Here is a 14246-nt window from a genome sequence, read left to right on the forward strand (position 1 = left end):
GCAACTGTCTCGACAACGCCCCCATCGAATCGTTTTTTGGTCACTTTAAAGATGAAGTCGAGTTTAAACAAGCGACCAGCCTAGCCGAATTAAAGGGGCTGGTGGATGAATACATGGAGCATTACAACGAAACGCGCAAGCAATGGAACCTAAAAAAGATGACTCCGGCACAATACCGAAGTCATCTAATCGCAGTCTAGCTGCCGGGTGCTTTTATTAAATCGTCCACTAAATGGGGCTCAGTTCAAGGCGGGACGCCATTCTTTTTAAAGCAACTGGTTAATCGCGATGTTGTTCGTAGCGGTCCAGCCGCGTCGCTTTCTTGGCATCTTCAACCTGCTGTGCAGTGACAGGCTGTTGATAAGCTTGCAGAGTTTCGCGTAATTGCCCAGGGCTGCTTGCGCCAGTTACCGCTGCAGCTACGGTGCTGTCTGACAGCACCGAATGCAGGGCGAGTGCATGGACATTGTCATGGATGGCGGAAAGCTTTTTCAACGTAGCCGTCAGCTGATCCGGTCCATACTGCAGATAGTCGCCCATCTTCTCAGCGCGTGTGAAACCTTCAGCCGTCAGCAAGCCTTTTGCCAAACTGCCGCGTGCAACGACAGAACGGCCGGTTTGACCGATCTCCGGCAAGAATTCTTCAGGGCGCCGGTCAAGGAGACTGTACTGCATCATGATAGAAGCAATCTCACTATTGTTCAAAAAGCGCCGGATGACATTCGGCCGGATGGACGAGATCCCGTAAGCGCGGATCAAGCCTTCTTTTTTCAATTCCTCGAACGCTTCGATCGTTTCTTCTGAGTTATCGGAGATCATTCCGCCGTGAAGCTGATACAAATCCAAGTAATCCGTTTTTAGGCGGCGCAGCGAGTTGTGGATTTGTTCTTTGATATAAGCTTTCGTCGGATTCCATTTCACTTCATCCGAGTCTTCCGACCATTCATTCCCTACTTTGCTGGCAAGGATGATGTCTTTGCGCCGGTTGCCAAGTGCACCGCCGACGATTTCCTCGTTCTTTCCTTTGCCGTAGAAATCGGCTGTGTCAAAATAAGTGACGCCATTGTCCATCGCTTCGTCGATAATGGCTCCTGCTTGTTTCGGGTCTTCCGGAAATGACATGCAGCCGAGTGCAATTTCACTGACTTCAAATCCGCTGGTTCCCAGTGTATTGTATTTCATCATTTCACCTCATTGTAAAAATTTGTTTCCTCTATGGTATACTTTGCGGTATTGAAACTACAAATGAAATGAGGGCCAGTATGAAGAAATTTGAAGAAAAAACAATTCATAGTGAACGTTTGTATGAGGGCAAGGTCATTAATTTGAAAGTCGACGACGTGACACTGCCAAATGGCAAACAGTCGAAGCGCGAATTGATCGAACACCCGGGAGCGGTAGCGGTCATCGCATTGACGGGTGACAAGAAAATCATCATGGTTGAACAATACCGCAAAGCGCTCGAACGCTCACTAGTCGAAATTCCGGCCGGAAAACTGGAACCCGGCGAGGCACCGGAGTACACGGCTATGCGTGAACTGGAAGAAGAGACAGGCTATTCAGCGGATAAGCTCGAAAAAGTGATCAGCTTTTCGACGTCTCCCGGATTTGCTGATGAAGTGGTGCACGTTTTCTTTGCGAGCGGCTTGCACCGTGCAGAGAATGGCGCAGTGACGGATGAGGACGAATTCGTGGAATTGCTAGAAGTGACGGTAGAGGAAGCGCAAGGTTTGATTGAGAACGAACGGATTTACGACGCGAAAACCGCTTACGCTGTGCAATGGGTTAAAAACTACTTATCAGATAAGAATTAATCCAATTACCAGTTAAGAATGATTCTAAATAATAAACGGCATCGATTGTTGTAATCGAGAACGCCCTTTTGATATAATGAATACAGTTTGAGGGAGGGCGTCGCATGGAAACAAGGATAGATCGGATAAAAAAGCAATTACACGCTGCGAGTTATAAGCTGACGCCACAGCGTGAAGCAACGGTACGAATTTTATTGGATCATGAAGAAGACCATCTAAGTGCTGAGGATGTCTATCTTTTGGTCAAGGACATCGCACCGGAAATCGGCTTAGCTACGGTATACCGTACATTGGAACTTCTGACCGAATTGAAAATTGTCGATAAAATAAATTTTGGGGATGGCGTTTCCCGTTATGATTTGCGTCAGGAAGGCGCAGCACACTTCCACCATCACCTGGTCTGCTTAGAGTGTGGGGCAGTGGATGAAATACAGGAAGATTTGCTTGAAGATGTCGAAGCAGTCGTGGAAAAGCGCTGGAACTTCCAGATCAAAGACCACCGTCTGACTTTTCATGGCATTTGTTGGCGCTGCCATGATTCGGGTGCTGATAAGCCGGAAAAAGACGCTTAAAAGGCGGCCTGTCGTAGGCCGTCTTTTTTTCATCTTCATTAAAACAGCGCAAAAAGGAGGAATCCCGATGAACGATGCGAAAGATGCATTGGATGATTATTTGCATTTTCTCCGAGTGGAAAGACAGCTGGCTGATAACACGCTGACTTCATATGAACGCGATTTGAAAGGCTACATCCAATATATGAGTGAAGTCGAACAATTGGAGCGGCTTGGGAAAATTGAGCGTGTCCATATTTTGAATCACCTGCGCCATCTGCAGGAAATGGCGAAAACTTCGCGTACAGTGGCAAGGCATATTTCTTCGATCCGCAGTTTCCACCAATTCTTGATCCGGGAAAAGCGCAGCGATTCGGACCCAACCGTTCACTTGGAAATGCCTCAAATGGATAAGAAGCTTCCGAACATCCTATCTATAGAAGAAATCGATGCTTTATTGAATTCCCCGGATACGTCAAAAGCCAGCGGGCTGCGCGACCGGGCCATGCTGGAATTGCTTTATGCGAGCGGCATGCGTGTCAGTGAATGCATCAACTTGGATATGGAAGATGTTCATTTGACGATGGGGTTCGTGCGCTGCACAGGAAAAGGCGGCAAGGAACGGATCATCCCGCTTGGCAGGGCAGCACTTGAGGCGAACCGCCAATACATCGAATCGGGGCGTCTCATGTTGCGAAATCCTTCTGAAAAAACCGATGCCCTATTCATCAACCAAAGAGGGAAACGCTTGACGCGGCAAGGGTTCTGGAAATTGCTCAAGCAGCACGCCCAGAAAGCGGGCATCCAAAAAGAGTTGACTCCGCATACATTGCGTCACTCATTCGCTACTCATTTAATCGAAAATGGGGCAGATCTGCGGGCCGTACAGGAAATGCTTGGGCACGCAGATATTTCAACGACCCAAATCTATACCCATGTCAGCAAGACGCGTTTGAAAGACGTGTACTCGCAATTTCATCCGCGTGCCTAACAGAGGTCTGACTTCCGACATGGGCCAATCATATGATAGAATAAAAGGGCAAATAAGGAGGAAATTACATGACAATGAAACCGTTTACTCGCATACATTTAATCGTACTGGATTCGGTCGGCATCGGCGAAGCGCCGGATGCTGAAGCATTTGGGGATAAAGGAGCGGATACGCTAGGCCACATCGCGCAATCTGTCGGCGGACTCTCGATGCCGAATATGGAGAAGTTGGGACTAGCCAATATCGTTCCCGTTAAAGGACTGGAAGCACAAAATGCACCAGCTGCCCATTTCGGGCGTCTCGAGGAGGCTTCTGTCGGAAAAGATACGATGACAGGTCACTGGGAAATTATGGGGCTCAACATCGATACACCGTTTAAAGTCTATCCAGAAGGATTTCCGAAAGAATTAATCGACAAACTTGAACAGGCGACGGGCCGCAAAGTCATCGGCAATAAACCGGCAAGCGGCACTGAAATCCTTGACGAACTCGGCCAAGAACACATGGAAACGGGCGCGTTGATTGTCTATACGTCTGCTGACCCGGTTCTGCAAATTGCTGCACACGAAGAAGTAATTCCATTGGATGAGCTGTACCGGATTTGTGAAACAGCACGTGAATTGACCTTGGACCCGGAATTTTTGGTCGGGCGTGTCATCGCTCGCCCATTCCTAGGTGAACCTGGTGCATTTAAACGCACATCCAACCGCCATGATTATGCCTTGACGCCTTTTGACCGCACTGTCATGAATGAACTGCAAGATGGCGGGAAAGATGTCATCGCCATCGGCAAGATCAATGATATCTATAATGGCGCGGGAGTGACAGAAGCTTTGAGAACAACGGATAACGCAGACGGCATGGATAAGCTCGTTCAAGTGGTCGGCAAGGACTTCAACGGCTTGAGCTTTTTGAACCTCGTAGATTTTGATGCGCTCTTCGGGCATCGCAGAGACCCTGAAGGTTACGCAAAAGCGCTCGAAGCATTCGATGTGCGCCTGCCGGAAGTGCTGGAAGGCTTAAAAGAAGACGATTTGCTGCTCATTACAGCAGACCATGGAAACGATCCGACTTTCCCGGGAACCGACCATACGCGCGAATATGTTCCGCTTCTAGCATTCTCTCCTCGTTTCAACGGCGGGTCTGACCTTGGAACAGGATCGACATTTGCGGATATCGGTGCGACCATTGCGGAGAATTTCGCTTGCGAATTGCCGAAATTCGGCACAAGCTTCCTATCGAAACTAAACTGAAAAGGCGGTAATGACCAATGAGAATGGTAGACTTGATCGAAAAGAAAAGGGACGGCCATGAGCTGTCCACAGAAGAAATCCGTTTTATCGTCTCTGGCTATACAAAAGGCGAAATTGCCGATTATCAAATGAGCTCATTCTTGATGGCTGTGTTTTTCCAGGATATGAGTGAGCGTGAACGGGCAGATTTGACGATGGCGATGGCGGAGTCTGGAGACCAGATCGATTTGTCGGCCATTGAAGGCATTAAAGTGGATAAGCATTCAACAGGAGGCGTCGGCGATACGACGACGCTAGTCCTCGGGCCGCTTGTAGCAGCGTGCGGCGTTCCAGTTGCCAAAATGAGCGGGCGCGGACTTGGACACACCGGTGGGACAATCGATAAACTTGAAGCGATCGACGGTTTCCACGTCGAGCTGTCAACAGAAGACTTTATCCGCCAAGTGAACGAACACAAATTGGCTGTGATCGGGCAAAGCGGCAATTTGACGCCTGCCGATAAGAAAATGTATTCCTTGCGCGATGTAACGGCGACCGTCAACAGCATTCCGCTGATCGCAAGTTCGATCATGAGCAAGAAAATCGCAGCCGGCGCCGATGCCATCGTGCTTGACGTGAAAACAGGCGAGGGCGCATTCATGAAAACCGAAGAAGATGCCAAAAAACTGGCGCACGCCATGGTCGGCATCGGCAATGCGACAGGGCGCAAAACGATGGCCATCATTTCAGATATGAGCCAGCCGCTCGGATTTGCGATCGGCAATGCGTTGGAAGTAAAAGAAGCGATTGAAACGCTACAAGGGAAAGGCCCGGAAGATCTGACGGAACTATGCCTCGTACTCGGCAGCCAAATGGTCGTCGTCGGCGGCAAGGCAGAAACTTTAGAAGAGGCGCGTGCAATGCTAGAAAGCGTCATTAAAGACGGTTCAGCACTCGAAGCGTTCCGCCAATTGATCGAAGACCAGGGCGGCAACCCGGCTGTAGTGGACGATCTCAGCCTATTGCCGCAAGCGAAATTCGTTACCGAACTGCCAGCCAAGCAGGACGGCTATATTTCCTTTATGGAAGCGGATGAAATCGGGACAGCGGCCATGGTGCTCGGCGCAGGCCGCGCGACGAAGGATTCGGTCATCGATCTATCGGTCGGTTTAGTGCTGCACAAGAAGGTCGGCGATTTCGTCAAAAAAGGCGAAGCTTTGGCGACGATTTATTCCAATACACAGGACCTCGCGGAATGCCAGGAAATGTTATACAATAGTATCGAGTATTCGAACGAGCCGGTTGAAGCGATTCAACTCGTCTCTGCTTTGATCACCGATTAAACGAATCTTGCTGGGTCTAGGCTCAGCAAGATTTTTACTATACATAGCCCATTCAGGAGGAGTCGACATGCATCTATACGGGACACAATCAATTAACGAAAAAGGCCATTTGACGATTGGGGGAGTAGACACCATAGACCTTGCAGCACAATACGGCTCACCGCTTTTCGTCTATGACATCGCGCTATTCCGCGAACGCGCTCAAGCGTTCCAAAAAACCTTCCAAAACGAACAAGTCGGTTATCAAGTCGCTTATGCCAGCAAAGCGTTCTCCGGCATCGCCATCTATCAAGTCGCAGCACAAGAAGGGCTGTCGCTCGATGTCGTGTCTGGCGGGGAGCTCTACACGGCGATCCAAAGCGGATTCCCGAAAGAGAAAATCCATTTCCATGGCAATAATAAGAGCCAAGCGGAAATCGACATGGCTTTTGATGAAGAAATCGGCTGCATCGTCGTCGATAATTTCCACGAAATCGAACTGCTGAAAAAAACAGCGGAACAGCGCCAGCAGAAGATGAACATCTTGCTGCGCGTCACGCCAGGGATTGAAGCCCATACCCATGACTACATCACAACCGGACAGGAAGACTCGAAATTCGGTTTTGATTTAAACAACGGCCAGGCAGACCGTGCTTTTGAGGAAACCTATGCTCACGGACATCTCGAGTTGATCGGCCTTCATTGCCATATCGGGTCCCAGATTTTCGAAACTGCAGCATTCCAGATGGCTTCTGAAAAACTGCTATTGAAAATGGCGGGGTGGAAACAAGACCATTCCTACACATGCAGCGTGTTGAATTTAGGAGGCGGATTCGGCATCCGCTATACGGAAGAAGATGCTCCACTTGAGCCTGCCGTGTATGTGAAAGACATGATCCGCACGGTCAAAACCGCGTCCGAAGGGGCCGGGTTCCCGGTGCCGGAAATTTGGATTGAGCCGGGCCGTTCATTGATCGGTGATGCTGGCACGACGCTCTATACGATCGGATCGACAAAAGATGTGCCCGACACTCGCCGCTATGCAGCGGTCGACGGCGGAATGTCCGACAATATCCGCCCTGCGCTGTACGGTGCGAAATACAGTTCTTTGCTCGCCAACCGCGCTCAGGAAGAGGCAGGGCAAGTTTATACAATCGCAGGGAAATGCTGTGAATCCGGCGACAAGCTCATTGAAGAAGCCCGTCTGCCGGAAGTTTTTGCCGGCGACATCCTAGCTGTTTTCTGTACCGGTGCATATGGCTATTCCATGGCGAGCAATTACAACAGGATCACCCGGCCGGCAGTCGTTTTTGCGGAAGGCGGCAAGCATCAGCTCGTCATCCATCGCGAAAGCTTTGAAGATTTGATCAAGAATGAAGTGGGTTATATGCAAGAGGAGGCTAAGCGTTGAGAAAGCAGAACATTATGCTGTTCCTGTTCGTCCTGTTGATGGCATTCGCCTGGGGCATCGCCTACTGGCTGTTCTTTGCAGACAATGTCACAGGCGGCTGATCCTGCGTAAACTTGAGTTATTGGGGAGTTTATAGTAGTATGGGTAAAGCTGCTTTTAAGATGAAAATGAGGGATCAATTATGTTATACAGATACAAAAAATCATTTGAAAAGATCGCCATGGGTTTGTTGTCTTTCATGCCCAAAGAGCGCGAACTGAAAAAGCTGCAGCAGACGATGCACATCTATGAAGAAAACCCGGAATGGCAATTGTTCCTATGGAAAAAAGAGGACGATTTTGTCGGGTTGTTAGGTGTGGAAGTCGCAGATGATCATTACACCATCCATCATGTGTCGGTGAATCCATCCCATCGGGGCGACGGGATCGGCCATCAGATGATCGATAAGATTCAAGACATGATGCAGCACCGGGAAATGCGGGCTACAGACGAAACCGAAGCTTTCCTGAATAAATGCCCAGTAAAAAAAGGCGGCCTTTAATTCTTAAAGGTTCCGCCTTTTTTTCTGTTGCCGGAGCGCAATGATTTCCGTTCGGTCGCGCAACCGGTGCTTGTGCATTAAATAATATTCATCGTGCGCCGGGGCCAGGTATTGCTGCTTCCGTTCTTCGATCGCTTGAACGAGTTCGCCTGGCACAAGTGGCAGGTCGCGGTGTTCGAACGGTGCGCGGTCGGTGACTCCTTGTATCGATTCGGTAAGGAGCCGAATCAATTGCTGCTGGTCGAAGCCTTCGGTCCAAATGCCTGCTTCAGCGAGTTTCGGTTTGGCCCGTATGAGCGAACGGAGGGCGCCGGGATAATTGCTGCGGCGCCAATGGTACATGCCGACTGCCAATTGGATCCACCCGGTCAGTGGATGGGTCTTGTCTTTCGGTGCTATTTGTTTCCAGTACTCTTCGCCGACTTCGTGGCATTCGAAATAATCTTTTTCATCATTGAAGTGGATGATGTACTGAAGGAATAAGGGATGGTTAAGCGGATGCATTTCAATCTCCTTTCTTTTATAATCAAGTATAGTAGGAATATGAACAGTCAGGTGGTAGTCACATGTCTTATGAAGTGAAAGTGGACGCCTTTGAAGGCCCGCTTGATTTATTATTGCATTTAATTCATCGTTTGGAAATCGATATTTACGATATACCCGTTTCCCAAATCACTACACAGTATATGGAGCATATCCGAGCAATGCAAGTGCTCGAGCTTAATGAAGCGAGCGAGTACTTAGTGATGGCGGCGACTTTGCTGGCGATCAAGAGCAAGACGCTGCTGCCGGTGCATGAAGGGGAAATCGATGAAGTCGATTATGAATTCGATGAAGAAGACCCTCGCGACGAACTGGTGTCACGGCTGATCGAGTATAAAAAATACAAAGAAGCGGCCAGCGAACTGAAAAAACTGGAGAATGACCGGGCGGTGCTATATTCAAAAGCGCCTGCTGATTTATCGGAACTCCAGCAGCCAGACACTATGGATTATGATGCCAATGCGTACGACATGCTCGGGGCATTCCAGAAGATGCTGCGCCGAAAGCAACTGAGGGCGCCGCTTTCGACACGCGTCGCACGCCAGGAAGTATCTATTAAAGAACAGATGGGCTCGATGGTCGAGCGGCTGAAGTCATTCAAAGGACGGGCTAATTTTTCCGAACTTTTCCCGTCTGATGACCAGGCAGTGCTCGTCGTTTCGTTTTTGTCCTTGCTTGAATTGATGAAGCGGCAAGTGATTGCGGTCGAACAGCAAAAGAATTTCACCGAATTGTCGGTGGAACTGAGAAAGGAAACGTGGCAAGATGAAGAAGAACCTTTTGGGCCAAATTGAAGCATTGCTTTTTGTCACAGGAGACGATGGCTTGAGTTTCAGCCAATTGCAATTTTTGACAGAAGCGGGTGCAGAACAAGTGGAGCAAGCGCTCGCGGAGCTGAAGAGCCGTTACGATGGGGAAGCTTTCGGGGTGACGCTGAAAGAACTGGCAGGCGTTTATCAATTGGTGACCAAGCCGGAAATGGCGGAAACCATCCAAAAGCTGGTTGAGAACCCGACTCCTCAATCGCTGTCGCAGGCTTCACTCGAAGTTCTCGCGATCGTGGCGTACAAACAGCCAATCACCCGGGTGGAACTTGAGGATTTGCGTGGCGTGAAAAGCGAAAAAGCGCTGGCGACTCTCGCAGCCAAAGGATTGATCCAGGAATGCGGCCGTGCTGAAGGGACAGGCCGTGCCATTCTGTACGGCACGACTGACGAATTCCTTAATTATTTCGGCTTGAAAAACTTGGAGGAATTACCTCCTCTGCCTGAAGAGATGGCACAAGAGCCGGAAGAAGACACCGATCTCTTCATGACAAAATTTCAAGAAGCATTCAAAGAAGAAGTAAATGCATAGGAGCTTACTGGGAAGACTGGGACGCATTAACAGTCTTCTTTTCTTTTGAGCGATGCGCTTTCTCTTTAGCTGGAATTATGCCATAATTCCGGTTAGAAAGACCGCGAAGAACGTGAATCGGCCGCCTATGCAGCCGATATTTAATTAGATGGGGTGAACTGGAAATGGAAAGATTGCAAAAAGTAATGGCGCATGCAGGAATTGCATCAAGGCGCAAAGCAGAACAAATGATTTTAGATGGCAAAGTGAAGGTCAATGGGAAAACTATTAAGGAACTGGGCGTCAAAGTGACACCGTCCGATAAGATCGAAGTGGAAGGCGTCCAAATGGAAAAAGAACGAAAAGTTTACTTTTTACTATACAAGCCGCGCGGCGTCATTTCGGCAGTGTCCGATGATAAGAACCGCAAAGTCGTGACGGATTTCTTCCCTAATGTCGAAGAACGTATCTATCCTGTCGGACGTCTCGATTACGACACATCAGGATTGTTGTTGTTGACGAACGACGGCGAATTCGCCAATAGCCTGACACATCCGAAATTTGAGATCGATAAGACCTACGTCGCGCGCTTAAAAGGAATCCCGACCAAAGAAGACCTCCAGAAACTCGAACGAGGCATCAAGCTGGAAGACGGCATGACAGCGCCGGCAAAAGTGAAATTATTGTCAGCCGACACGAAAGCGGCAAAAGCGATTGTCCAAATTACTATCCATGAAGGCCGCAACCGCCAAGTCCGCCGCATGTTCGAAGCGATCGGCTTCCCGGTACAGAAGCTAAGCCGCGAACAATTCGCCTTTTTGACATTGCACAGTCTGAATGCTGGGGAATCGAGAGAGCTTAGCCCCCATGAAGTGAAGCAATTACGCGTGCTTGCGGATACCGGCAAACGCCGCTAACGTTCACAAACCCTTCAAAACTGTGGTCAGGGGCCCTATGAATCTTTGCTATAATTGATGTGCATCCAATCCTTCGAAGGAGGATCTTTATGAGTACGGAGAAAAAACGAAACAAAAAGAAAAACCGGACAATCATGCGCTCCGTCATTTTGCTGCTATTGGTCGCGGCCATTGGTTACACGATCTACAATAGCGTGACAGCAGATGAAGTGGAAGTACTGAAAGTGGGAGATCCGGCGCCGGATTTTACGCTGACGGATCTCGACGGTGAAACCCATAAGCTGTCCGATTATAAAGGGCAGGGCGTGTTCTTGAATTTCTGGGGCACGTGGTGTGAACCGTGCATCAAGGAGATGCCTGCAATGGCCAGCCAGTACGAAGTATATGAAGATCAAGGCGTCCAAATCCTTGCGGTGAATATTGCGCAATCGAATTTTGAAGTAGAGACGTTCGCCCGTCAATACGGACTCAATTTTCCGATTGTCATCGACCGTGATAAAAGCGTCATGACTGCATATAATATCCGCCCGCTTCCAACGACCATGCTGGTGAATCCGCAAGGTGAAATCCAGCGAATCGTGACCGGTGAAATGACAGAGCAGGATATCGCAGGTTTTATGGAAGAAATCAAACCTGAATAAGGAGATTTTTGGGATGGACAAATTGATTTGCAAATGTGGCCATGAAAACCCGCCAGGAACGGTTCTTTGTGAATCGTGCGGCCGGCCGCTTAACGAACAGGAACAAAACAAACAATTGGCGGATATGCGCTATGAAGGAACGGCAAGACGTTCCCAAACGTATAATAAGTCGATTATCGACAAAATTTGGAATTTCTTTTCCAGTGTTAAAGTCGGCGTCGGTATCATCATCGTATTACTAATCGCTGCCGCTCTTGGCACAATCTTGCCACAGAAACAATACGTTCCGGCAACAACAGAAGCGGATATCGAAGCTTATTACACCGATATCTATGGAAGTGTCGGGACTGTGTACCATGCGCTCGGCTTCCATGATTTATACAATTCCTTCTGGTTTATTGGGCTAGTCGGGATGCTTGCGATCTCGTTGATCATTGCAAGCCTCGACCGTTTTGTGCCGCTTTATAAATCATTGAAAAACCAGCGCGTGTTGCGCCATTCCAGCTTTATGCACAAGCAGCGTATCTTAGCTGAAGGGCCAGGAGACGCGGAAACGCTCAAAAAAGCCGAAGAGAAATTAACCGATTTGAAATATAAGGTGTCGACCGATAAAAATGGCTTGCTTGCTGAAAAAGGCCGTTTTTCGCGGTGGGGCCCTTATGTTAATCACATTGGATTGATCATTTTCTTGTTCGGCGTCATGCTGCGCATGATGCCCGGTTTCTATGTAGACGAAACGCTGTGGATCCGTGAAGGCGAAACGCGTGCGATCCCGGATGCACCTGGCTATGTGTTAGAGAGTAAAGGCTTTACGTTGGAAACTTACACAGGTGAAGGCGAAGAAGAGAAATTCGGTGAAGCAATCGACCGCGTCGGAACAGTAGCGAAAAACTACCAAACGGATGTCGTTCTTTACAAAATTCCGGAAGGCGCATTGCCAGGCGATACTGCCGATATGGAAATGGTGGAAGAACACGCCATCCGCGTCAACCAGCCATTTAAATTCGATGGCTACGCCTTGTATCAGATGGATTTCCAACAAGATGAGCTAAAAACGATGAGCTTTGCGTTGCAGAACAAGGAAACAGGTGAAAGCCGCGGAGATTTGACAATCGATTTGGTAAATCCGGAAACCAATTACGAGCTTGAAGACGGATCCGTTGTCGAGTTGCTCGGCTATTATCCTGACTTCTCCGGTTTTGAAAACGGCGAACCGCAAACAGCGACACCGCTGCCGAAAAACCCGGGCTTCCTCGTGAAAATGACGACTCCCGATACACCGGACGGCGAGACGAGTTTCATCACTATCCAGAACACAGTTGAACCACTGGGCGATAACGACTATAAACTTGCCTTCCAAGGTGTCGAGACACGGGATGCATCTGGCTTGACGGTGCGTAAAGACCGCACTTTGCCGATTCTCGGGCTCGGCGGCTTGATCTTCATGATCGGCGTGGCGCAAGGGATGTACTTCAACCACCGCCGCTTCTGGATTCAGCAGCAGGCGGATGGCAGCATTTTGCTTGCTGGCCACACGAATAAAAACTGGTTTGGGTTGAAAAAAGATCTGGACCAGGTGACTGAACACGCTTCTCTTCCAGCATATCGCGACCAACAGGAAGACATGGAAGCACAGGAGAAAAGGGAAGGTGAACAATTGACATGACATTAGCCGATATCAGTTCCAATTTATTATACGTAGCCTTCATCGCCTACCTGATTGCGACATTCGTATTCGGGGGCGCTGTAAAAGGCAATAAAAAAGGCACTTACAGATCTGAAGAGCGCTGGGGTAAAGTCGCCATCACCATTACGGTCATCGGCTTCCTTGCGCAATTAGGGTATTTCATTACGCGGTGGATGGTCACTGGCCATGCACCCATCAGTAATATGTTCGAATTCACCACGGCATTCGGAATGACGCTTGTTGGCGGATTCATCATTCTTTATGCGTTATATAAAACAGCGGTGCTCGGGATGATCGTTTTGCCGATTGCCTTATTGATCATCGCTTACGCAAGCATGTTCCCAAGTGAAGTGAGCCCCTTGATTCCGGCCCTTCAGACAAATTGGCTGGCGATCCACGTCATCACCGTCGTCATCGCGGAAGGAATTCTTGCGATCAGTGCGGCGGCTGGCTTGATTTATTTGCTCAAAGTCGTCGACCAAAAGAAAAAGTCGAAGCAGCGCTTTTGGCTTGAGGCCATCATGTATTCGCTCGTCTTGGTTCTTGGCTTTGTCGTGACGAGCACATTCTTTACCTTGACGAATTACGAAGCGGATTTTGCTTATGTCAATAAAGACGGCCAGCCGTCGGAAATCACTTACAACATGCCGGCAATCTTCGGAATGAATGAATTCGAGCCAATGACAGACGGGGCATTTACGCCGCTATTGGAAATGCCGCCGATTGTCCATGCTGGGAAATTGACGACTGTACTTTGGTCGGTCGCAGTCGGGACGGTGCTATACGCATTGATCCGGCTGATTTTCCGCAAACGTATTTCCGAAATGCTGCAGCCGTTTACGAAAAACGTCAATCTGCAGCTGATGGATGAGATCAATTACCGTTCTATTATCATCGGATTCCCGATCTTTTCGCTCGGGGCATTGATCTTCGCCATGATCTGGGCGCAAATCGCCTGGTCGCGCTTCTGGGGTTGGGACCCGAAAGAAGTGTGGGCACTCGTTACCTTCTTGTTTTACGCAGCGTATTTGCACTTGCGGCTTGGTAGAGGCTGGGCAGGCGAAAAGTCTGCTTGGCTCGCGGTCATCGGTTTTGTCATCATCATGTTCAACTTGGTGGCAGTCAACTTGATTATTGCCGGACTGCATTCATACGCTTGACGACAAAAGCCTTTTCCTTCCAGTGGAAAAGGCTTTTCGTTTATTTTTGGAACCCTTATCGGTACAATGAAAGGTATAGAGATGAAAGTTGGAGGGATTAG

Annotated in this window: 16 protein-coding genes; 14 read left to right on the forward strand and 2 right to left on the reverse strand. The window is 49.0% G+C overall.

All coding sequences use genetic code 11. The annotated features are described in order from the left end of the window. Positions 1-200 (forward strand): IS3 family transposase (locus ON064_RS02680; RefSeq protein WP_274623506.1); only part of this gene is annotated, 200 nt, incomplete at its 5' end. Between the two features lie 79 nt (positions 201-279). Here ON064_RS02680 and ON064_RS02685 read toward each other — a convergent pair. Further along, positions 280-1182, reverse strand: coding sequence for an aldo/keto reductase (locus tag ON064_RS02685; protein ID WP_274623507.1), 903 nt, complete (start codon positions 1180-1182; stop codon positions 280-282). Positions 1183-1262: 80 nt separating this feature from the next. Here ON064_RS02685 and ON064_RS02690 point away from each other — a divergent pair, with 80 nt between their 5' ends. The 7 genes from ON064_RS02690 (at position 1263) to ON064_RS02720 (ending at position 7862) form a co-directional block, all read left to right on the forward strand. Further along, positions 1263-1814: an NUDIX hydrolase gene (locus ON064_RS02690; RefSeq protein WP_274623508.1), complete on the forward strand. Its 552-nt coding sequence runs from the start codon at positions 1263-1265 to the stop codon at positions 1812-1814. A 104-nt stretch (positions 1815-1918) separates the two neighbouring features. Continuing rightward, positions 1919-2386 (forward strand): ferric iron uptake transcriptional regulator, encoded by a 468-nt coding sequence (gene fur, locus ON064_RS02695; RefSeq protein ID WP_101805095.1) that lies wholly within the window; start codon positions 1919-1921, stop codon positions 2384-2386. 67 nt (positions 2387-2453) lie between these two features. Further along, entirely contained in the window at positions 2454-3356 is a 903-nt protein-coding gene (gene xerD, locus ON064_RS02700) for a site-specific tyrosine recombinase XerD (RefSeq protein ID WP_274623509.1), read from the forward strand. 68 nt (positions 3357-3424) lie between these two features. Beyond that, positions 3425-4609, forward strand: coding sequence for a phosphopentomutase (gene deoB / locus ON064_RS02705; RefSeq protein WP_274623510.1), 1185 nt, complete (start codon positions 3425-3427; stop codon positions 4607-4609). A gap of 17 nt (positions 4610-4626) precedes the next feature. Continuing rightward, entirely contained in the window at positions 4627-5931 is a 1305-nt protein-coding gene (locus ON064_RS02710) for a pyrimidine-nucleoside phosphorylase (RefSeq protein WP_274623511.1), read from the forward strand. Between the two features lie 67 nt (positions 5932-5998). Further along, positions 5999-7321, forward strand: coding sequence for a diaminopimelate decarboxylase (gene lysA / locus ON064_RS02715; RefSeq protein WP_274623512.1), 1323 nt, complete (start codon positions 5999-6001; stop codon positions 7319-7321). A gap of 181 nt (positions 7322-7502) precedes the next feature. Further along, positions 7503-7862: a GNAT family N-acetyltransferase gene (locus tag ON064_RS02720; RefSeq protein WP_058380529.1), complete on the forward strand. Its 360-nt coding sequence runs from the start codon at positions 7503-7505 to the stop codon at positions 7860-7862. A 3-nt stretch (positions 7863-7865) separates the two neighbouring features. Here ON064_RS02720 and ON064_RS02725 read toward each other — a convergent pair whose 3' ends face one another. Then, positions 7866-8366 carry a DUF309 domain-containing protein gene (locus tag ON064_RS02725; RefSeq protein ID WP_274623513.1) on the reverse strand — a complete coding sequence of 167 codons (501 nt, stop codon included), beginning with the start codon at positions 8364-8366 and terminating at the stop codon, positions 7866-7868. 62 nt (positions 8367-8428) lie between these two features. On the opposite strand from ON064_RS02725, the gene ON064_RS02730 reads away from it, so the two are divergent. The 6 genes from ON064_RS02730 to ccsB all read left to right on the forward strand — a co-directional run bounded on the left by ON064_RS02730 (position 8429) and on the right by ccsB (position 14145). Next, positions 8429-9199 (forward strand): segregation/condensation protein A, encoded by a 771-nt coding sequence (locus ON064_RS02730; protein WP_274623514.1) that lies wholly within the window; start codon positions 8429-8431, stop codon positions 9197-9199. Then, positions 9171-9761, forward strand: coding sequence for an SMC-Scp complex subunit ScpB (gene scpB / locus ON064_RS02735; RefSeq protein ID WP_274623515.1), 591 nt, complete (start codon positions 9171-9173; stop codon positions 9759-9761). Before ON064_RS02730 ends, scpB begins: the two co-directional genes overlap by 29 nt. 164 nt (positions 9762-9925) lie before the next feature. Further along, on the forward strand, positions 9926-10657 hold the full coding sequence (locus tag ON064_RS02740) for a pseudouridine synthase (protein ID WP_274623516.1): 732 nt from the start codon (positions 9926-9928) through the stop codon (positions 10655-10657). Positions 10658-10746: 89 nt separating this feature from the next. Continuing rightward, positions 10747-11298: a thiol-disulfide oxidoreductase ResA gene (gene resA / locus ON064_RS02745; RefSeq protein WP_274623517.1), complete on the forward strand. Its 552-nt coding sequence runs from the start codon at positions 10747-10749 to the stop codon at positions 11296-11298. A gap of 13 nt (positions 11299-11311) precedes the next feature. After that, positions 11312-12964: a cytochrome c biogenesis ResB family protein gene (locus ON064_RS02750; RefSeq protein ID WP_274623518.1), complete on the forward strand. Its 1653-nt coding sequence runs from the start codon at positions 11312-11314 to the stop codon at positions 12962-12964. Continuing rightward, the gene (gene ccsB, locus ON064_RS02755; protein ID WP_274623519.1) at positions 12961-14145 is read left to right on the forward strand and encodes a c-type cytochrome biogenesis protein CcsB; all 1185 of its coding nucleotides are present in this window, start codon (positions 12961-12963) and stop codon (positions 14143-14145) included. Before ON064_RS02750 ends, ccsB begins: the two co-directional genes overlap by 4 nt. The last annotated feature ends 101 nt before the right edge of the window (positions 14146-14246 follow it).

Origin of the sequence: Planococcus sp. A6 (genome assembly GCF_028823615.1) — a bacterium.
In the GTDB taxonomy this organism is placed as follows: domain Bacteria; phylum Bacillota; class Bacilli; order Bacillales_A; family Planococcaceae; genus Planococcus.

What these genes read in the sequence shown, in the direction of transcription:
- ON064_RS02685 (WP_274623507.1), bottom strand. Translation starts at nt 1,182, where the DNA reads ATGAAATACAATACACTGGGAACCAGCGGATTTGAAGTCAGTGAAATT.
- ON064_RS02690 (WP_274623508.1), top strand. Translation starts at nt 1,263, where the DNA reads ATGAAGAAATTTGAAGAAAAAACAATTCATAGTGAACGTTTGTATGAG.
- fur (WP_101805095.1), top strand. Translation starts at nt 1,919, where the DNA reads ATGGAAACAAGGATAGATCGGATAAAAAAGCAATTACACGCTGCGAGT.
- xerD (WP_274623509.1), top strand. Translation starts at nt 2,454, where the DNA reads ATGAACGATGCGAAAGATGCATTGGATGATTATTTGCATTTTCTCCGA.
- deoB (WP_274623510.1), top strand. Translation starts at nt 3,425, where the DNA reads ATGACAATGAAACCGTTTACTCGCATACATTTAATCGTACTGGATTCG.
- ON064_RS02710 (WP_274623511.1), top strand. Translation starts at nt 4,627, where the DNA reads ATGAGAATGGTAGACTTGATCGAAAAGAAAAGGGACGGCCATGAGCTG.
- lysA (WP_274623512.1), top strand. Translation starts at nt 5,999, where the DNA reads ATGCATCTATACGGGACACAATCAATTAACGAAAAAGGCCATTTGACG.
- ON064_RS02720 (WP_058380529.1), top strand. Translation starts at nt 7,503, where the DNA reads ATGTTATACAGATACAAAAAATCATTTGAAAAGATCGCCATGGGTTTG.
- ON064_RS02725 (WP_274623513.1), bottom strand. Translation starts at nt 8,366, where the DNA reads ATGCATCCGCTTAACCATCCCTTATTCCTTCAGTACATCATCCACTTC.
- ON064_RS02730 (WP_274623514.1), top strand. Translation starts at nt 8,429, where the DNA reads ATGTCTTATGAAGTGAAAGTGGACGCCTTTGAAGGCCCGCTTGATTTA.
- scpB (WP_274623515.1), top strand. Translation starts at nt 9,171, where the DNA reads ATGAAGAAGAACCTTTTGGGCCAAATTGAAGCATTGCTTTTTGTCACA.
- ON064_RS02740 (WP_274623516.1), top strand. Translation starts at nt 9,926, where the DNA reads ATGGAAAGATTGCAAAAAGTAATGGCGCATGCAGGAATTGCATCAAGG.
- resA (WP_274623517.1), top strand. Translation starts at nt 10,747, where the DNA reads ATGAGTACGGAGAAAAAACGAAACAAAAAGAAAAACCGGACAATCATG.
- ON064_RS02750 (WP_274623518.1), top strand. Translation starts at nt 11,312, where the DNA reads ATGGACAAATTGATTTGCAAATGTGGCCATGAAAACCCGCCAGGAACG.
- ccsB (WP_274623519.1), top strand. Translation starts at nt 12,961, where the DNA reads ATGACATTAGCCGATATCAGTTCCAATTTATTATACGTAGCCTTCATC.